Raw genomic sequence first — 20,023 nt, forward strand, 5'->3', positions numbered from 1 at the left:
AGAGTGAAGGAGAATAAACATGGATAATAGCAACCAGGTTAGTTGGCCCGAACGATTATCGTACGCATTGTCAGATTTTGGCTGCAACACCATATTCCAAATTGTTGGAACATATTTTATGGTTTTTAGTACTGACACAATGGGAATAAAAGCATCAGTTGTTGGAGGCTTGTTTGCTGTATCAGCAATTATAGACTCGATTGATGGAGTGATTTGGGGGCAATTCATTGATAGAACACACACAAAATGGGGGAAATCAAGACCATATTGGTTATGGTTTTCGGTACCATTTGCTGTGTTCTGTGTGATGTCATTTACAGCGCCAAACATTCCTATGGCATGGAAAATAGTGTGGATTTATATTGCTTACCTGGGATCTAAAATATTGTATTCGGGAATCAATATTCCGGTAACTTCAATTTTGCCAGCAATGACTAGTAGTCCAACTGAACGCATCACATTATCAACGATTCGTCAGTTTTTTGGAAATTTGGGCGCCGCTATATTTTTGCCTCTTACTTTACCAGTAGTTGCTTTATTTGCAGGTGTGTTTGACAAGAAAAATAATAATCCTTCTACATCTGCAATTGGATGGTTCCTATGGGCATTAATTTTGGGGATTGTTACTGTTATTTGTTTAATGACTGCTTTTAAAGGCACACGAGAGCGTGTTGTTACCAAAGATTCCAATAGATCAATTCCAATTCGAGAATCAGTAAAAGCTCTGAAAGGAAATTATCCTTGGGCAATTATAATCTTTATCAATTTCGTATATTGGGGTAGTTTTGCTATTAGGCAAAGCTCACTTCCTTACTATTTTAAATATGTACTACACAATGAAGAGTTAGGAAGTGCAGTGCTTGCTGGCACAATTATCACTCTTATATCTACAGCATTAGTGCCCTACTTTTCAAAAATGATTGGGAAACGTAATACTATGCTTCTCGGTATGATAGGTACGGCAATATCACAATTAATTTTGCATTTTGCTGATAAGATGAATGGTAACGTACCAATGATTTTGTTTGGCATGTTGGTTTATTACATCAGTTATGGTCTTGTAGGCGCATTGATTGCAGTAATGTTGTCTGATGCTGTCGATTTTGGTGAGTGGAAAAATGGTGTTCGTGCTGAAGGCCTTGTTACTTCATTTAGTTCATTTAGCGCAAAACTAGGAATGGGGCTAGGAAGTATGCTCCTCTCAACAGTGTTAACTGCAGGAGGTTACATCGCTATTTCGAATGTTTCTACAGCGTCGCAAAATCTGTCTGCCTTAAATGCTATTAGAATGGGATTTATTTGGATTCCAATGTTTGGATACATTGCATCTGGGATAGTTTTGTTATTCAATAATGTAGATAAGATTGAAACTAAAATGACTAATGATTTAAGCGTAAAACATCGGTTAGAACAAAGCGAATAATTTAATAAGGAGAGAAACATGAAATTTTCAGATGGATATTGGTTAGGAAAAGACAATTACATAATCAATTCACCGATCGAGGCTTATGATACTTCTGTGCGCACTGTTGAAGAATCAGGTCAAAAAAGTAAAACTTTAGTAGTAAATTCTAGTTATCAGCAACTCAAAACTCGTAGCGACATGCTAGATGTGGGAAATTCTACGATTTCATTATTTAGCCCAGCCCCAGATATTATTGGAGTAGAGCTTAAGCACTTCGATCAGGACGATAGGAATCCTTTATATGATTTAGTGCAATCAACCGTAAATGCAGAAATCAATACCTCAGATCAATTTGCCAATTATAAAAGTGGCGATTTAGAAGTTAATATTCCACTACATGATAAATTCCGTATGGACTTTAAGTACAAAGGAAATCGAATTACTGGGTCGGAACTAAAGGCACAAGCTTCTATAGATGATTTATCTGGTCAAGAGTTAGGACAGGTCATGCATCCCAATACGGTGGTCGGTGCTCAAGCACTGTTAAGAGATGGTAGCGTTAGATGGGCCGATCATTTCATGCGGGAACAGTTAAGTTTATTACCTGGGACAAAAGTGTACGGATTTGGTGAAACCTTTGGGCCTTTTGAAAAAAATGGTCAAAGTATTGATATTATTAATCGTGACGGAGGAACAGGTTCAAATCAAAGTTACAAATCTATTCCATTTTACCTGGCTGTCCAGCCGGGAGTAAAGGGTCAAAAAAAGAATAAATGTTATGGTGTTTTCGTAAATGAAAGCCAACCAACAAGTTTTGAAGTGGCTACAGAAGTAGTTGATAGAGTGAGCTTTTCAACAAGAGGAGAAAGTTTAGAGTATTATATCATAGCTGGAGATTCTCCAAAGGATGTTATTGGAAAGTACAATAAGTTAACGGGAGGTTCTACTTTACCACCTGAATGGACATTTGGGTTATGGTTATCAACTTCATTTACAACTGATTATTCTGAGAAGACAGTCATGAAATTTATTGATGGTATGGCTGAAAGAGATATTCCATTGTCAGTATTTCACTTTGATTGTTTTTGGATGAAAGGTTTCGAATGGAGTAACTTCGAATGGGATAAAGCACAATTCCCTGATCCATCTGGGATGATTAAAAGAATTCATGACAAAGGTCTGAAGGTATGTGTGTGGATTAATCCATATGTATCCCAAAAGTCAAGATTATTTAAAATTGGAAAAGAAAACGGCTATTTCATTAAAAAATCAGATGGGAATGTTTGGCAATGGGATTTATGGCAGCCTGGCAATGCTGTCATTGATTTTACAAATCTTGAAGCTGTATCATGGTATCAAGGTTTGTTAAAACATTTGCTTGACATGGGAGTTGATTGTTTCAAGACTGACTTTGGTGAGCGAATTCCACTACACGATGCTATTTATAGTAATGGTGGTAATCCTGAGGGAGAGCATAATTTCTATGCACATAGATATAATAAAGCTGTTTTTGATTTACTAAAACAGGAAAAAGATAATGGAGAGGCAGTTGTTTTTGCAAGGTCTGCTACAGTTGGGGGCCAACAGTACCCAGTTCACTGGGGTGGTGATAATCTAAGCCAGTTCCATTCAATGGCTGACACCCTAAGAGGAGGGTTGAGTTTAATGTCATCAGGATTTACATTTTGGAGTCATGATATTGGTGGATTTGAAGAAAATGCTAGCGCTGCAATTTACAAGCGCTGGACACAATTCGGTTTACTTTCCAGTCATTCACGCTATCATGGCAATATACAGTATCGGGTCCCGTGGCTATTTGATGAAGAAGCAGTTGAAGTAACTCGTAAATTTTCTAAATTAAAACAGGAATTAATGCCATATATATACAGTGAGGCAAAAGAATCCGTCAAAGAAGGCATTCCTTTAATGAGGCCAATGTATTTGGAATTTTCTGATGACGCTAATTGTTCTGGTTTAGATCGACAGTATATGTTTGGATCAAAAATTTTAGTTGCCCCAGTCATGACAGAGGAAGGGGAAGTCGATTACTATCTGCCTGAAGGTAAGTGGCGGCATATTATTGACAAGCGCGAAATGACAGTTGGGAATCATGGACAATGGATGGCAGAAACCTATGACTTTTTGAGTTTACCTGTTTGGGAAAAAATTCAATAAATTTTAATTAAGGATGGTGGAAGATGACAGATGTCTTGGAAAGTGAATATGAACTAGTATTAAATAACAGTGATTTGGACGTCAAAATTTTTAAATCCACTGAAGAAGCAGGTATAAGAACACTTCATTGGCATCGTCATATCGAGATAGTATTAGTCTTAACAGGATCCGTTACTTTTCAATATGAATCACAGACAACAGTTTTGATACCGGGTGATTTTATTGCTATCGGATCTGGAATTCTTCATTCTTCTTCTCATTTAAAAAATTCTTCTATTGTATTGCAAGTGCCGGTGGCATACATTGCCCGCTATTGGGATAATCCAGAAAATGTTCTTTTTACAATTCATAATAGTCATGAAGATAACGAATATAATGAAGTAGTGACCCTTATTAAGCAAATGTTTGAAGTATATGAATCAAAATTACCAGGATATCGATTCAAATTTAATGAATTTTTGTTACGAACACTATTCGATCTTTTCACCAAATACAGACAAACAGGATTATTAATCAATTCTATTCATGATAAGCGGCTTGGAGAAGTTATAAGTTATGTAAACAAAAATTATTTTCAGCTATTAACCGTTAGTAATTTAGCTCAAAAATTCCACTATAACTCCGATTATTTGAGTAGACTCTTCAAGAAAAAGGCGGGAATATCTTTAAGCCGATATATTTATGTCGTAAGACTTTCTCACGTTTATTTTGAGATTGTGAATAGCAGTAAAGGCATTCGTAAAATTTTCATAGATAGTGGGATTAATAACATTAGACTAGCTACTAAAATATTTGAACAGTATTATGGATCACTGCCTAGTGAAATTAGAAGGCGACGTCAGTGATGTATTTGTAATGTGAACCTGATAACTTGGACAAAAATAAAATGTCCAGAAAATTATCAGGTTTTATCATGTCTAAATATTCAAATAAATTTAAAATAATGGTTGTTAAAGAATATAGAACGTTACAAGAATCCCTTAGGCATATGGAAAAAGAAACTTAAAACAATCCAATTAAACTTGATTCTATCATATTTAAATAATTAGTTTTCGTCTATTTTTCAACGTATTTTGGTAAAAATATTGATGGTATAATCATTAGTCCAGTTAACAAAACTGACCACCAGAAGACGTGTTGATAAGCAATTATATTTGCTAATGATGTATGATGTGTTGAGAGATATGAAGATATGATAGTTGCTACTAAGGCAGAACCGAAAGCACCACCCAAATTTTGAAATATTCTTGCACCAATATTAGCTTGTGGCATCAACTTTTTATCCATTCCCATTAATATGGTTGTCATTAATGGCATAATAATACCACCAATACCCAATCCACGAATAAACAATACAACGCTGATAACCAGAATATTTGTCTTGCTATCAATCCACCCAAATGGCATTGTCCCCAAGATAGATAATGATAGACTTAGCCAGACAACATAGCGAGCACCAATGCGATCCAGTAATTTTAACAGTAGTGGTCTAATTAAAAGCATCCCAATACCTTGAGGGAGCAACCAAAATCCTGTTTGTAAAATGCTTAAACCACGGCCTTGTTGAAAATACAATGGCAGAATAAGCATGGGACCAGTTGTTATAATTCCAGCCAGAAATAAATTAACGGTAGACGCAGCATAAACAGGTGCCTTGAAAAGAACTAACGGTAGCACTGCTGTTTTTTTTCTTATAAATACCCCAAATAACATAAATAAATAGCGCAAATAGTCCGATGCTTGCAAATAACCATGTATCAGAATTGTTAAAAATTGCTAGTTTCCCAGCTCGCGACAAATCGTAAATTAATGATGCAGAACCGAATCCTAACAAAGTAATGCCAAGCCAATCTATTTTTGTAGTTTTATCAGTCGCAGGAATACTGGGGACTATCCAAAAATTTAATGCTGCAGCTATAAGCATAATTGGCACGTTTATCCAAAAAATCTATTGCCAATTACCATATTCCACAATAATCGTACCTAAAATCGGATCGAAAACTGGGCCAATCATTATTGGTAACATCACAATCATCATAAGTTTTTGAAAATAGTCACGTGGTGCAATATTGACAAGCAAGTTGCTAACAAGTGGCATAATTAAACCAGCAGAAAATCCTTGAAAAATCCGATAAAATATAAGCACATTTACCGTTGTGCTCAGGACGCCCCTATGAATGATAAACCAAACATCATCTGTGCAACAAAAAACACATACTTACCATTAAAATGTTGTGTTAGCCAACCAGAAAATGGTATAGCACTGCTAGTTGATAATACATAGGCAGCTATAATCCATTGAACACTGTTAAGCGTCGTGTGTAGATCATGACTAATATTGTTAATAGTAATATTAGTCATTGTAGTATCTAACATTGGCGCTAGTAGACTAAATGCTAAAACTAATGATATGTTTCTTACTCGCTTGGCTAGCAAGCAAAAAATAAAGACGTTAGTTTCTGGTTAAATGGCATCACAAAGGTTGTTTATCCTATCCTTAGCTCAAAAAATTGGTCCACCTATCGTTTGTTTATAATGTTACGTACAATACCAAAATTAATTTTGCCACACTATTCACAAATCAATTACAAAGTGGTAGTAGTGTATTTGTCTTATAGGAAGAACACGAGTAACAATATCAGGGATTTTTTGAACAATTCAAAGTTAGATTCAAAATATTTAAAAAATACTATGGCTATTCATATATTATAGGGGTACACATATATTTTAAAGTGTTATAATTGCTTTTTAATATCCTTGGCATGATCATGTCAGTTAAAGGTAAGAAAGCTTGTATTATCAATGAAAAAATTACTACTCACTGCTTATGGGTTTTCAACACCTACAATTGGGGCCGTTGCTCTGAAAATGATTCATAAAAATAAAGTAACTAAAGCCTGCATTATTTCAACATCTTGGCCAAAAGAAAAAGAAAAACATCCTCAAATGAATCAAATAAAAAATGATCTGATCGACATGAATGTGACGAAAGTAGATTTCTTAGATGTTGAATTTGAAGATGCAAATAAGTTATATGACTACGATCTTATTTTTTTGAATGGTGGATACCCATTTTACCTATTGCATTTTCTAAAAAAGAGCGGGGCAGATCGTATTTTGAAAGAAAAGTTCCGTAGTGGGAGCTTAATAGTTGGTCTAAGTGCTGGCTCAATTGTAATGGGTCGATCTATAAACTTAATGCAATATCTTTACCCGGAAGACAATCGGTTCAATGATGTGGATTTGACAGGTCTTAATTTAACTCATTTACAAATCTATCCACATTTTAAAGAAATGCTAACACGTGATGCAACGATCAAAGAAAAAATTTCTGAATACGAAAATAAAACTGGAGTGCATATAACAAGACTAAATAACAATCAAGCCGTGAAAATTGATAACGATACTTTAACATTTTTAGGTTAATTCATGTAGATTTGTTTTATATTTCACTCTAAGTTCACCCAAATGGATGGGCTTTTTTCGCGTAAATGAAGCAATGAACGATCTTTACCCCCTCGTTATGCTGTACGTGTGTTGATAATATAACAACGAGAAAGTCAAATGCACAGGACAAGTTTTTATGAGAGTATTGACTTTCTCGTTGACAACAAATATCAGCTGTCTCATTGCCAATGTGGCTACCGACGGCATGCTGTGAGACACTTTAGTGGTCAGGCAGTAACATCAATGATTGTAACATTATTCAAGGCATTGAAAATGCAAAAACAATTGCAGTGTATTATAGCAGAGAGTTTGCCAAATATGATGAGATTGAAGAAATTTGAGGCATTCGACAATAATTTTGAGGACAAGGTACTGCCAAAATGGCAGTCAAGCGATTATGTTTTAGATCAATTGTTATTTTTGCGTGTGATATACTAGAAACGAACTGTAGAGATGTTAAAAAATAGACGTCAAGATAATTCTTTTATTTCGAAAGGTGTGTGATTGATGATTTTAATAAAAGTTGCTCATTTGTTATTTAGAGCGCTAAAATTTGTATTTATTATGACTATTTGTTATTTGGTCTATATCTCTCTTTTATCTGACATACTGACAAAGGGATATCATATAATAGCATATCTAACCATCTGGTTATTGTCATCATACGTGATTGCACCAAAAGTCAACAGATTTATATCTAATCATTACTTACCAAATTACTTCATTGGTAGGTCTGTTACCAGTGATGGGTTGTTAGGTGATCCCGTAAACATAGCGATTAACGGCTCAGAAGAAAATATGAAGAAATTATTTTTAGAATCAGGATGGCATATCGCAGATAATCTAACTTTTAAATCTTCTGTTAAAATTGTAATAGCCTCGTTATTAAAAAATTCTTATCCAACAGCACCTGTCAGCACTTTGTACCTTTTCAATGACAAACAAAGTTTTGCTTTTGAAAAAGAAATAAATAATAACCCGAGAAGACGTCACCACATTAGAGTCTGGAAAACCCCCGGTAATTGGTACTTACCTGGGGGTTACAAAACTGATTGGTTATGTGCCGCAACATTTGATCAAAAGGTTGGTTTATCTTTGTACAATGGTCAAATCACTCATAAAATTATAGGTAATGTAGACCAAGAACGTGATTTTGTGTTAGATACATTCAAAAATTCAAATATTTCATATCAGATAAATGTTGTTAAAAATTTTACTACTGGTTATCATAGTAAAAATGGTGGCGGAGATAGAATATACACGGATGGTGCTTTACCTTTTGTTGATCTGAGTAAAGACATTTAAAGTTTATAGTAAAATAAACATAGATGTCCATATCCCCCTGATACACATTCTTAAAAAGAGACAGTTACAATCATTTCATTTAAATATTTTGACATCATAAAGCCCGCTAACTTTCTGAACAGATTTTTATTTTGTTCAAGTTATCGAGCTTACTTCAAAGGCTACTTAATAAGTAGCCTTTTTAATTTTAGATTATGGAAAATTAAAAAGCGTTCAAGTTGTATAAGCCAGGTAAGTTGTGGGTTATCTGAGTTCTTGACTTTACGGTGTGGCTGTAAAAATATGATTTGGTGTCATCCATCAAAATACTGATCATCTTAATATGCACCTGTGGTTTGCAAAGAAAACCGCTGAAACTAGACCTGAAATGATTAAATCAGGTCCGTACAAAGGGCAACGCAAATAGTCTGAGAATAAGGACAATGAGTTACGTAAGCGTTTAGCCAATCAACTCTACCGTCATCTAGGACAAATTGAAGATATATAGACGGTTGAAATTGATACTCAAATGACCGAACTGTTTAAAAATGTTAAGCAACGTGAATAACCAGAACATATTGCTAGGTCAGATAATATACCATGTGACATACGCTATCCACAAAAGAATCATCGTTTAATAAAATTAGTCGTTTTTTGCGTCAAGATATCCGAGCGGAAACCAATGCAGAGCGAAAATTTTTGCAAAATCAAAAACAAGTTAGAAACAAAAAGGCTCAGGAAGAATACGAATCAACGATTTCAAGAGGAATGTAATAATAAAAGTTATGAAAATATTCCTCCTAAAAATATCTTTAGTTCAATTGTATTATAAAAACTAATTTCAAATGAACACGTTATTGTATTAATGAATCGATATGTTAACTGGTTCAATAATGAGCGATTAAGTTATCAGCAAATATTTTCAAAAGTTAGTTAAGTTTCAACAATATTTTTGTCCGGATATTTGACATAGGAGCAGATGGTATCCTACAATATTAGAGTGATCATTGTATAATGTAGCCAAAGGAAGAAATCATGCAAAGATGATAATCAAAAGAATTTAAGGAAACTATATTAGGAGTTTATGTATGATAGAATGTAAAATTTAAGTTGAGGGAAAATTATGAACAGTATAATTATAAGTGTTAAAAATATAACTAAGGAAATAGTGTTAGGGAAATCGAATAATAAAATAAGAATAATAAATGACATTTCTTTTGAAATAAATAAAGGTGAATTTTTGAGTATAGTTGGTCCATCTGGCTCTGGTAAAAGTACATTATTAAATATTATCTCTGGCTTATCAGCACCGACAACAGGGACGGTTTTTTTAGAAAGTCAAAATATATATAAGCTAGGATCAACAAAGTTAGCCAGATTAAGAAGAGAAAGAATTGGATTTATTTTTCAACAATACAATTTAATTTCTGCTCTACCAGTATTTGAAAATATTTCTTTGCAATTAAGATTGAGCCATCAAAAAATTTCTAAGGCTCAAATTGATAAATTACTTAAAAGTATTAATTTTGAACCAAAGGCAACTGCAAGTATTGATTCCCTTTCTGGAGGAGAGAAACAAAAAGTTGCTATAGCCAGAGTATTAGCAACTGACTCTGAAATTATTTTTGCAGATGAGCCAACAGGTGCATTAGACTCCATCTCAAGAGAAAAAGTATTTAATATTCTAAAAGAAATAACTAAGCAAGGGAAAACAGTTATCATGGTAACTCATGATATTGAGATGGCGTCGAGAACTGATAGAGCAATTATTATACGTGATGGAAAAATACAAAATATTTTATCGAAGCCTACTGAAACTTTAATCCTTCACGAGATGGGGGGCAACTTATAATATGATTTCACAAGCATGGCTTCAATTTAAATATTCTTGGAAAATATGGATTTTTTCGCTTCCTGTTTTTATTACTTCTGCTTTTATAATTAATATGTGCCTAACTAATTATTTTAATTTTATTAATAGTAGTTGGATAAATGATGATATATTAGCTAATACACAACTTTTTTTTATTCCAATATTATTTGGTAGTATCATGATACCAATAGTTTTAAAAAATACTGTTAGAGAAATATTAAATGGTTTGAGAAAACAAAACAATCTACAAGTTATTTTGGGATTAACACCAGAGTATCTCGCTATTCTATCAGGTATAGAATTATCTATTGTAAGTACCGTGGGTACAATATTGGGTTCTATTATATCAACTCCCTTTGCTCAAATGTTTTATAATTTTTTTGTCAGTACTCAAGGATCTCATCAATTTCCCCCTATGACTATCAAGTTCTCATTTCAATCTTTCATTATCACACTACTACTAATTACAATAGTAACTTTTTACAGTGGATATATTCGTTCAAGACGTACATTCTATAAAATCCAAAAAAATATTGAAAACATGAACATAAAAAGTAATGATAGATTTTATTACACAAAAGTGATAGTGATGTTAATTTTAAATATAGCTATAATTGCATATTTTCTGTCACTTTTACCAGAAAGATTAGGAATTAATTCTTTTGGTATCCTAAGCATTTTATTAATTTTCTTAGAAATTATTGCAATATCATTATTAATAATTGTATGTGGAAAAATAATCTTATTGATATTTTCTAAAACTTTTAATATTATATCAAATAGATTCAAATTATCTTTGTTAAACTTGGCAACTTATAATATTAATGATAATGACGATATTTTCAAAAGGATCTATATTCCAGTAGCAATTATAAACATATTTATTTCGGGATTTTCGTCACTACTTATTGATTTACCTGATGGTGGGGATTCAGGGACTAGAACATCAAATATGGTTGTATTTTTAAGTGCTCCAATACTTATTACAGTAGCAAATACTATATGTATGATGCTGCTACTACAAGAAAAAGAAACATTTGAAATGAAACAATTATTTATTTTAGGTTTAAGACCTTTAGATATTTTTTTAAAAAAAGAATTGGAAATTTTGATTTATTCATTTACAACATTAATAATATCTTTGACGTGTAATTTTGTATTGAGTTTAATGTTTGTTAGAATAACCCAACTGTTTAATAAAACCATGGTTTGGATTAATATCTGGCTCCCCTCCCTTTTACTTTCATTAGCGATCTTTGTATTAATGTCAATTGTAGATATGATAAAGGTAATAAACACGAAATGGGATATTTTAGAATTCAATATAGATACAGATTTCTAGTAAATTAATGTTTTGCAAAATTAATAAAATAAGAAGACTAGTTGTACCCGCAAATTTTTTTAGTGTTTTATTTTAAGGAATCTTTGAGTAAATTTCAAAAGGAGATTTTTATGAAAGTAACAAGAGACATGGTTGAGAATGAAATTAAGAAATTGGGCTTAGACATTTTTTTAAATGCACACGAAGTCGATTCAAATATCATAAAAAAGCCAGTTAATAAATAGTCAATGCAGTGATGACATTGGATAATTTTTGCTATCCGTCTTGCTGAAGCTGTAATTTTTTTGCGGTGAAAATGGGTTGATTATTATTGATTTCAACAACTATTTGTCCACTGTAGTTTAAACTCGCAAGTTCATCATTTTGCGTTGGTGTACTACTTTGTTTTTCGAGATTGACAACTTGTGACTGCGTTTCAATTGAAGCAATTCTTTGTAAAATAGTGACACGGTTTAAATGTGCAATTCGGTATATTTATATTCCTTTGTGTTAAAATAAAGATATTAGAAAACTTTTATAAAAGAACTAAAATAATTCAAAAAGTGGAGGTAAAAGTAAATGAAAGCAGTTATTCCTTTTTTAACATTTCAAACTGAGTCAAAAGATGTTATGGATTATTATGTTACTATTTTTCCTAATACCCGCGTTGTATCGAGCGTTTCTTATCCAGATCAGCCTGAATTACTCATGAATGGTCAATTGAAACTAAATGGTCTTGATTTATATTTTTTAGATATGGGATCAGATGATAAGGTTCCTATTGAATGGGGAATCTCTTTGTATAGTGAGATGGAGTCAGAAGAAGAGTTTTATAAAGTCTTTAATCCCATTGCAAAAGATGGCGTCATCATTATGGGACCAATGCCAATTGGTGACTATAAGTTAGCAACATGGGTGACCGATAAATTTGGGGTGACCTGGCAATTTACTTATAAATAACGAACTACTGGAATTAGAATAAATAAAAATCAAGGTTCTGTTGCAAGGTTTAAAAAATGAGCTAATTTGTCTCAAAATCAAAATTTCAAAAAAATAGAAACGTTGATTTAACAGCGTTTCTATTTTTTATTTATTCCTATTTTTCCGGTTTTCATGAGCTAAATTAAACTTTGCAACAGAACCACACTACTAAATGGTACAGAGAAATTTCAAAGAATGCTGCTGAAGATGCCCGTAATCATGATCTTTTGAATATTGCTCCTACTGATTTTTTTAGTACTTTTTTGATGATTCCAAATTCAATAGATGAACAAGAAAAAATCGGATTATTCTTCAAGCAACTCGCCAATACTATCACTTTTCATCAGCGTAAGTTAAACCTTCTTAAGGAACAAAAAAAGGGTTTCTAAAAACAATGTTTGTTTTATAAATTTGTTTTGCGCAACAATCAACTAATACAATATATTAATTTCGTTGATGTACCGACACAAGTTATGACTCGTGCCATTGAAGCCTGTAATCAAGCGTTGGCAAAGATACCACAAAATCATCAATGGGTGGCATCTTGGCATTGACTATGTCTGGTTTAATTGCTTTAGGTGTTTTGATATGCAAGCATAAGAATTTGTAACATTCTTTCCTTTGCAGTTAAGAATAATTTGCTATTTCACATTAAAAAAACTAGGATTAATCATTCGTATAGGTATATTATAATACAAAGGCATTAATACTATATTGATCTTTTTCAGTACTTTTAAAAAAATTGGAGGATTAATAAAAATACCTTGCGTTGTTTTTATTGCATTAGAGGCTGTAGTCAAATTAGGGTGTTCATTCAAAGATTAAATAAACTATGAGGTTAAAAAATGGACACCCGAAAAAAATCTAAACTATCAGTAGCATTACTGTGCTTATTAATTGGCTTTCCTCAAATAAGTGAGTCAATATTTACACCAATATTACCCACACTGAGCAATGCATTAAATGTTACCGATTCTAACATTCAACTGACTGTGAGTATTTATTTTATTGGATTCGCTCTAGGCGTATTAATTTGGGGTATACTATCTGATAAATATGGCAGAAAGCCAATCATGCTACTAGGGCTTTTGATATATCTGTTAGGAAATATCTTTTTACTCTGTTCTAATGACTTTCACTCAATTGGGCCGATTATTGGCGCACAATTAGAAACTCATTTTCATTATATGAGCGTATTTTTATTTCTGATAGCATTGGCCACGATCTTGTTGATACTCAATTTCGTGAAGTTACCTGAAACTAACTTGCTAAAAGTTGATTATTCAACCAAAGACATAATTGCTGTTGTATTGAGATTACTAAAAGACAGATTCGTTCTGTTGAATGCTTTTGCAATTGCCGTATTTAATGCAATATTGTTTAACTTTTACTCCGAAGCACCATTCATTTTTATTAATAATTTAAAACTTAGTACAGGTGCATATAATACGGGAATTTTAATTGCTCTAGGAACGATTACAGGAGCCTATGTAGTGAATAGTTTGGCTGTCAAAACTAGTAGTTTCGATGTTATTCGATTAGGAATTAGTATAGCAGTTGCTTTCTCAATTTTTTCAATTTTTACTTTTGCTAACGCCAATATTTTTATGATTTATATCTCGATTTTTGGCATATTCTTAGGTATCAATATTGCATTACCTGTCATTCTTAAAACATCTTTATACGCTTATGAAGATGTAATCGGGATTGCTAGTGGCATTTTTGGTTTTATGTATTATTGTATGATTGGTGTTTTAACATTCATCATGAGCGTAATTCATACAGGCAACATATTAGTTTTTCCAATATACACGTTGGCGTTGGCAATAGGTTTATCCGTACTGATTTTGATCAATAAAAAATTTTAAAAAAATGTCTAACTGACTATCAATTATGCAAAATCAATCATTTTATATGATTGGTTTTTATTTTTCTAAAAATTATTGAAAGATATTCAAGACTTTACACCAGTCAAAAATCCTGAAATACAGGCAGTTGAACAAAAGTATGGCACACGGCTATTTTAAAAAGCCTTGTTAGAACAAAATATGACTTGGCATGATTTCTTTCCAAAAAACGAGAAAATATCAAGGATATTTCACCCGTTTAGATATTGCTATCAACGATAAATGGGGGTCTACTAAGTATGAACTACCTCGTAAAAGCGGGACAAGAAAAACGTTTTTGGAGTAAATCAAAGTCCTATGCCGTTCATGGCAACGTTGATGATGGTTGGATGGTTAACTTTGGGAAATTGCCATTTGTTATTCGTGCTTATGACAAACGCAAGAAACAAGCCAGTAAAGAGAATATGATACGGGCATACAAAACCGTGTGGAACTAGAATTGCATCAAGATAAAGCAGAATATGTGATTAATGCGTGGTTTACTGATAAACTTATTGAGAAAAAGCTACTAAAAGCTGATAAAGTGCGTGATACGATTGAAGATTCAGTTGAATCGATGCCGTCATGGTCATTACTAACAGCGTTAGGTCATAAGCCCAAAGAACAGAGTGTGGAACGCATTGAAAAATGGGTTTTAGAGTCAATTTTACCAAGTCTAGCAGTCTTAAAGAAAACCGGTCATTGGTAAGAAGTTATTGAAGCAATGAATAATACTGAGCTATCAGCAGAACATCAAAAATTAGTTATGGCAACAATGAAAACTGCCATTACACAGGCCAGTAAGACGTTGAATATCAATTTTGAAGACCCTAAGAAGAAATGTATTGAGTATTGAGTCTAGTAATCAGGAAAAAGGAAAATACTGAAGACATTACTTGACGGAGAACAATTAGTCAGGATAATATAAAAATTATTTTGGAAAGTTAACTTTACATTCAAAAAATAAAGTAGTATACTTAATGGAAAGGGTGCTTTACATTAAGAAAGGTGACTTACCTTGTTAAATAATTTGGAAAAATTACGCAAAGAACACAAAGTTAGCCAACAAGATTTTGCGCAGTATCTAGGTGTGACTAGACAAACAATTAGTTCACTAGAAAATGGTCGTTACAATCCTTCTATTTTATTAGCAATGAAGATTGCAAGATACTTTGGGAAGAGTGTTGAGAATATTTTTATTTATACTGAGGAAGAAGATAATGATGAAACATAAAGAAAATAGAGTTAATTATAAGGAAATTGGCATTTTTATTTTGGTATTACTAGCAATTATATTCATTTTGCTAAGAGTAATACCAACTAATTTTAGATATGGTATTTTGATAGCTGTTGGTATTTCTATGATTGTTATGCCTATGACAAAGAAAAAAATTGTTGACCATGATGAAAGAAATTATCAAATTGATCTTCAATCTAAAGCATTTGCATTTAACATACTTGAGATGGTGTTTGGTTTGTTTTTACTCAGTTTTAGTATCATGCATGTCACATTCATTGCTTTAGTTTTAACTTTGACTGCTTACTTAATTATAAAAATCGTTAATCTGTTGGCTTTCTCTTATTATCATAAAAACAATTAACTAGAAAATGCATGAGAATTTTTAACGATAAACATTACTACAAACCTGTGGCTAAAGCGATAGGTTTTTAATTTACAATCGATATCGACTGAAAAAATAAATAATGAAACAAAAAATATTGTTAAAACTAGATCAACTAGAAAATTATATTGCCCAGTTACAGGGGTTTAGAAACACTTATCAATCATTATTGACAGTTTTAGCATCTGACCGCCAAAATTTTGTGTTCAAACGAGATTCACCAAATTTTAAAAATACGCTCCAGATGTCAATGGAGATACATCGTTACATTCAATCAGTACAGTCAACAAGCCTTTGGGATGTCCTGATTTTTGATAAAGAGTTAGATAAGCAAGTACAAACTTTAATTGAAACCAGTACCACTTTAACCTTTGAATACCGTGACTTAACCAACTTATTAAATGGTCGTGATGTGAATAGTGAAAGTCATCTTGATGTTATAAACGTTTGTTAGTCTGAAATTGTATATTATTGAGCAAAGGAAGATAAATAACAATAATGAAAGAAAACACTTTGTCACAAATTAAAAAGTTAAATCAAGGTGAAGCAATATTGACTAATATCAATTTATTGCATGATATTCATGTTCATTTTGAAAAAACGAATCGAATACATGATAACGATACACCGTTACTATAAATTTCTTATTTCACGTACGAACCATATTATAATATTAATTAGCTAGGCCTCTAATAATGAAGAATGTTATAGACAGCATTAACTCTAAAGATTTCAATAAACTGCGACGTATAACTTATATCAAAGCACAGCAAAAATATAAATATCATGATTTTTGAAATAAAATTGTGAATTCAAGATGTTAAATAGCCTTAAAATAAGCTTTAGAAACCGTGAATAACTATTTAACATTGATGTATGAGATTGGTACAAAAGAAGTATCTTACAAATTGATTAAGCATCTGATGAATTACTTGCAAGTTTCCCCGAACACATTAGTTAACATAATATATATTATCGAAAGTAGCATATGTCGGAAGATTTCAAGACATTTTTCCTATCTATAAAGGTATGTTAAAATATCATTCCTATTCATTGGATTTAATTACAAATAAAAAAGCCAACACATATTCATGCTAACTTTGCAACCTAGTCCTCAATAATGAGCTAAATTGCTGTAAAAATAAAATATAGCAACTTTGCTTAAAAAAACTATATTTCTTGTACGTTAACTTTAATCTTATCACTGCTACTTGCAGTAACCATGATATTTTGGCCCAATGGCACGGTGAATATTGGTTGAGTATGTCCAAAATCTAAATCATATATTACTGGTATTGTTTTTAAGATTAAAAACTTATCTAAAATAGCTCGAAGTTTCTGTTCACTCATTTCATTAACAGTAGGAAATCTGCCTATTACAAGTGCCTTTATATCAGTGTGTATTTGTAATATCTGAGCTAACTCACGAGAAAACTCAAGTGGGTCTCCATCTTCTGCTTGTTCAATAAAAACAATTGGACTTTGTGTTTTCGGAAAAAATTTTGTTCCTGCTTGTAAACAGTATGTCTGACTATTGCCACCAGTTGAGATACCTGTCTCTTGACCATTAGTATACACTTTTCATTTATTTGCCATTGGATTACGTGCCAATGACTTGTCAAACCACAAATCACTAGTCCAAACATTACTAGGTTTTAATTCAAATGAACTATTTAATGCTGCCTTTAACCACTCTGTTGTTTGATATTTTTGTAAATCGTCCATCTTGAATGAAGAATAACATGGTCCATAATAAGTAACCTCATTTGTCATTGCACGAATTGCGTTATGTAAACTGGTTGTATCCGAATACCCAAAAAACATTTTTGGATTCAAACGCACAACATTCCAATCAATATGTGGCAATAATTCGTTCGAATTCAACCCGCCAATGGTAGTCATAATTGCTTTAACATTTTTGTCACCGAACGCATCGTGAAAGTCCGAAACTCCGCGATGATATACTACTAGAATAGAACGCATCGTTTTCAAGAATATGTTTCCCGAAAGTTACTTTAAATCCCAAGTTCTCTAATCGTTTTTTTGCAATTAAATTGTCCTTAAAACCACCAACTCTCTTTATTGAGGAACTGGGAGATATAATTCTAATTTCGTCACCTTTTGTTAGATTTAAGGCCATAGATCACCATTTTTCTTTTAACATTAATTATTTATTATACCTTACGATAACGACGCAGTCCAAAAATATTGGCCACTAGTAAGACAACTATAAATATAATTAGCATCAAAAGTTCAGGTAAAATATTTGCAAAACTTTTCCCATACAAAATAACATCAGTCATTGCATTTGAAGCGTACTTCATTGGCAATATATTGCCAATCCATTGTGCCCAGGTTGCCATAGAATCTAATGGTATAATTCCTGAAAAAATAATTTGTGGTACAACAATAATAGGAATAAATTGCATCATTTGAAATTCTGAATTTGCCAATGTTGATAGTAGTAATCCAAAAGTTAATGCAACTAAAGCCAGTAATAGATTAATTATGAATACATTGAGTATCAAGCCTGTTACTTGGACATTTAATACATAAATGGTGAAAAATACAATTATCGTTGTTTGAATAATAGCCACTAAACTATAACTCAAAATATATCCAAAAACTATTTCTGATCTTTTAACCGGTGTGGCGAGTAACCTGCCCAGTGTGCCTGAAGTACGTTCTTTGAGTAAAGACATGCCTGAAATCAAAAAGACAAATAGGAAAACAAAAAATCCCATAAATATTGGCATTATTGATGAAAAATAAGTTGTATTTTTATTGCCGTAGTTATATGACTCTTTTAAATTAACATCATTAGTAGTATTTTTATTATCAGAATTCATGCCAAGTTTTTCTGTCATTTGTTTAAGCGTATCAGCCATTTGAAAAGTTTTTTCTTGAGTAAATGAAGCGCTCAAAATACGCCTAATCATCGCAGTTTTTGAGGCAGAAGTGTTTGCGTACAACACACTATAGTCATCATGTTGGTTTTCTTCGAAAATTGCATCTACTTTTTGATTATCTAACGCTTTTTTAGCTTCTTTTTTATTATCATATTCCTTTATATTAACATGTTTAACGTCATTAATAGTAGATTTCATAGACCTTTGCACATTAACAACACCTATATTTACATTTGTACTAGTATTAATTGAAAAAACATAATTTAGCAGTGTCAATATTAATACAGGCGCTAAAAATAGCATAGCTAAAGTTCTCTTATCTCTTATTAATTCTAAAAATATTCGTTTTGAAATAGCTATTGTTCTCCTCATTTTAATTCACCTTCAGCTTTCAAAAATACTTTTTCTATGCTATCAACATGATACTGGCTCTCTAAGTTTTGAGGTGAATCGTTGGCTATTAATTCGCCACCTAATAACAGCGCCACACGATCAACTAACTCAGCTTCATCCATAACGTGTGTTGTCACTAAAATAGCATGGCCTTCATCGCGCATACGATGGAGTTCTTGCCATATTTGTAACCGTAAAGCTGGGTCACTTCCTACAGTTGGCTCATCTAAAATCAATAATCCGGGATCAGAAATTAAAGCTATAGCCAAAGATAAACGCCTCTTCATGCCACCAGAGAATCCAGATACTCTTTTATCTAAATAGTTTTCCAAGGAAACTATTTTAGCAACACGTGTTATCTCTGGCGTTAATAATTTTTTGTCAACACCTTTCATCTCAGCAAAAAATCTAATATTTTCTTTTGCAGTTAAACTTTCATATAATGCATCTGATTGTGCCATGTAGCCTAATTTACCTAGAAGCATTCTATTTGGCATTTTTTGTCCAAATATTGTGGTCAATCCTGAATCTGCTCTTTCAACACCTAGGGCAATGTTTATTAAAGTGGATTTTCCTGAACCTGAAGGACCGATTAACCCAATGATTTCTCCTTTTTTGAGCAGCATGTCAATATTTTTTAGAACTTGTTGATTTCCGAAGGATTTTGAAACTTTTTCTACACTAATGACAGTTTGCATAGTCATTCTCCTTTTGAGTGATTACTCAC

At 32.4% G+C, this 20,023-nt stretch carries 21 protein-coding genes and 1 pseudogene; 16 read left to right on the plus strand and 6 right to left on the minus strand.

From position 1 onward, the window contains the following. Positions 1-19 precede the first annotated feature (19 nt). From EUI_RS0105635 to EUI_RS0105645, 3 genes are read left to right on the plus strand one after another with little or no spacing between them, the layout of a single operon-like run. The gene (locus EUI_RS0105635) at positions 20-1,423 is read left to right on the plus strand and encodes a glycoside-pentoside-hexuronide (GPH):cation symporter (protein ID WP_010016695.1); all 1,404 of its coding nucleotides are present in this window, start codon (positions 20-22) and stop codon (positions 1,421-1,423) included. A gap of 18 nt (positions 1,424-1,441) precedes the next feature. Then, on the plus strand, positions 1,442-3,580 hold the full coding sequence (gene yicI, locus EUI_RS0105640; protein WP_010016696.1) for an alpha-xylosidase: 2,139 nt from the start codon (positions 1,442-1,444) through the stop codon (positions 3,578-3,580). Positions 3,581-3,603: 23 nt separating this feature from the next. After that, entirely contained in the window at positions 3,604-4,425 is an 822-nt protein-coding gene (locus EUI_RS0105645) for a helix-turn-helix domain-containing protein (RefSeq protein ID WP_010016697.1), read from the plus strand. 211 nt (positions 4,426-4,636) lie between these two features. On the opposite strand, the gene EUI_RS10790 is transcribed toward EUI_RS0105645, so the two are convergent. The 3 genes from EUI_RS10790 to EUI_RS10800 all read right to left on the minus strand — a co-directional run bounded on the left by EUI_RS10790 (position 4,637) and on the right by EUI_RS10800 (position 6,016). Further along, positions 4,637-5,308, minus strand: coding sequence for an MFS transporter (locus EUI_RS10790; protein WP_224144516.1), 672 nt, complete (start codon positions 5,306-5,308; stop codon positions 4,637-4,639). A 220-nt stretch (positions 5,309-5,528) separates the two neighbouring features. Then, positions 5,529-5,726, minus strand: a complete 198-nt coding sequence (locus tag EUI_RS10795) for an MFS transporter (RefSeq protein WP_010016700.1) — start codon at positions 5,724-5,726, stop codon at positions 5,529-5,531. A gap of 14 nt (positions 5,727-5,740) precedes the next feature. Then, positions 5,741-6,016 (minus strand): MFS transporter, encoded by a 276-nt coding sequence (locus tag EUI_RS10800; protein WP_331773680.1) that lies wholly within the window; start codon positions 6,014-6,016, stop codon positions 5,741-5,743. Between the two features lie 366 nt (positions 6,017-6,382). Here EUI_RS10800 and EUI_RS0105655 point away from each other — a divergent pair, with 366 nt between their 5' ends. The 13 genes from EUI_RS0105655 to EUI_RS10560 all read left to right on the plus strand — a co-directional run bounded on the left by EUI_RS0105655 (position 6,383) and on the right by EUI_RS10560 (position 16,633). Beyond that, on the plus strand, positions 6,383-7,006 hold the full coding sequence (locus EUI_RS0105655) for a Type 1 glutamine amidotransferase-like domain-containing protein (protein ID WP_010016702.1): 624 nt from the start codon (positions 6,383-6,385) through the stop codon (positions 7,004-7,006). Between the two features lie 528 nt (positions 7,007-7,534). Next, the gene (locus EUI_RS0105665; RefSeq protein WP_010016704.1) at positions 7,535-8,332 is read left to right on the plus strand and encodes an LssY C-terminal domain-containing protein; all 798 of its coding nucleotides are present in this window, start codon (positions 7,535-7,537) and stop codon (positions 8,330-8,332) included. Between the two features lie 1,102 nt (positions 8,333-9,434). Continuing rightward, positions 9,435-10,163 (plus strand): ABC transporter ATP-binding protein, encoded by a 729-nt coding sequence (locus EUI_RS0105670; RefSeq protein ID WP_010016705.1) that lies wholly within the window; start codon positions 9,435-9,437, stop codon positions 10,161-10,163. Between the two features lies 1 nt (position 10,164). Then, complete coding sequence (locus EUI_RS0105675; protein WP_010016706.1) at positions 10,165-11,526, plus strand: FtsX-like permease family protein; 1,362 nt, start codon at positions 10,165-10,167, stop codon at positions 11,524-11,526. 558 nt (positions 11,527-12,084) lie between these two features. Continuing rightward, the gene (locus EUI_RS0105685) at positions 12,085-12,465 is read left to right on the plus strand and encodes a VOC family protein (protein WP_010016708.1); all 381 of its coding nucleotides are present in this window, start codon (positions 12,085-12,087) and stop codon (positions 12,463-12,465) included. Positions 12,466-12,635: 170 nt separating this feature from the next. Then, the gene (locus EUI_RS0105690; RefSeq protein ID WP_010016710.1) at positions 12,636-12,875 is read left to right on the plus strand and encodes a restriction endonuclease subunit S domain-containing protein; all 240 of its coding nucleotides are present in this window, start codon (positions 12,636-12,638) and stop codon (positions 12,873-12,875) included. Between the two features lie 456 nt (positions 12,876-13,331). Then, on the plus strand, positions 13,332-14,354 hold the full coding sequence (locus EUI_RS0105700; RefSeq protein ID WP_010016713.1) for an MFS transporter: 1,023 nt from the start codon (positions 13,332-13,334) through the stop codon (positions 14,352-14,354). A gap of 278 nt (positions 14,355-14,632) precedes the next feature. Continuing rightward, positions 14,633-14,830, plus strand: a complete 198-nt coding sequence (locus EUI_RS11000; protein WP_029508529.1) for a replication initiation factor domain-containing protein — start codon at positions 14,633-14,635, stop codon at positions 14,828-14,830. Beyond that, positions 14,821-15,081, plus strand: coding sequence for a hypothetical protein (locus EUI_RS11005; protein WP_029508530.1), 261 nt, complete (start codon positions 14,821-14,823; stop codon positions 15,079-15,081). The genes EUI_RS11000 and EUI_RS11005 overlap by 10 nt, the downstream gene beginning before the upstream one ends. A 309-nt stretch (positions 15,082-15,390) precedes the next feature. Next, positions 15,391-15,606, plus strand: coding sequence for a helix-turn-helix transcriptional regulator (locus EUI_RS0105720; protein WP_010016715.1), 216 nt, complete (start codon positions 15,391-15,393; stop codon positions 15,604-15,606). Beyond that, complete coding sequence (locus tag EUI_RS0105725) at positions 15,593-15,973, plus strand: DUF2178 domain-containing protein (protein WP_224144590.1); 381 nt, start codon at positions 15,593-15,595, stop codon at positions 15,971-15,973. The genes EUI_RS0105720 and EUI_RS0105725 overlap by 14 nt, the downstream gene beginning before the upstream one ends. 103 nt (positions 15,974-16,076) lie before the next feature. After that, positions 16,077-16,448: a hypothetical protein gene (locus EUI_RS0105730; protein WP_010016717.1), complete on the plus strand. Its 372-nt coding sequence runs from the start codon at positions 16,077-16,079 to the stop codon at positions 16,446-16,448. 44 nt (positions 16,449-16,492) lie between these two features. After that, positions 16,493-16,633: a hypothetical protein gene (locus EUI_RS10560; RefSeq protein ID WP_010016718.1), complete on the plus strand. Its 141-nt coding sequence runs from the start codon at positions 16,493-16,495 to the stop codon at positions 16,631-16,633. A gap of 531 nt (positions 16,634-17,164) precedes the next feature. On the opposite strand, the pseudogene EUI_RS10090 reads toward EUI_RS10560, so the two are convergent. The 3 genes and pseudogenes from EUI_RS10090 to EUI_RS0105750 form a co-directional block, all read right to left on the minus strand. Further along, a pseudogene (locus tag EUI_RS10090) lies at positions 17,165-18,134 on the minus strand (S66 family peptidase). Between the two features lie 34 nt (positions 18,135-18,168). Next, positions 18,169-19,275, minus strand: a complete 1,107-nt coding sequence (locus EUI_RS0105745) for an ABC transporter permease (RefSeq protein ID WP_029508531.1) — start codon at positions 19,273-19,275, stop codon at positions 18,169-18,171. Beyond that, entirely contained in the window at positions 19,272-19,994 is a 723-nt protein-coding gene (locus tag EUI_RS0105750) for an ABC transporter ATP-binding protein (protein WP_010016720.1), read from the minus strand. Before EUI_RS0105750 ends, EUI_RS0105745 begins: the two co-directional genes overlap by 4 nt. Positions 19,995-20,023: the final 29 nt, after the last annotated feature.

It is taken from the genome of Leuconostoc gelidum subsp. gelidum KCTC 3527, from assembly GCF_000166715.1.
Taxonomy (GTDB): domain Bacteria; phylum Bacillota; class Bacilli; order Lactobacillales; family Lactobacillaceae; genus Leuconostoc; species Leuconostoc gelidum.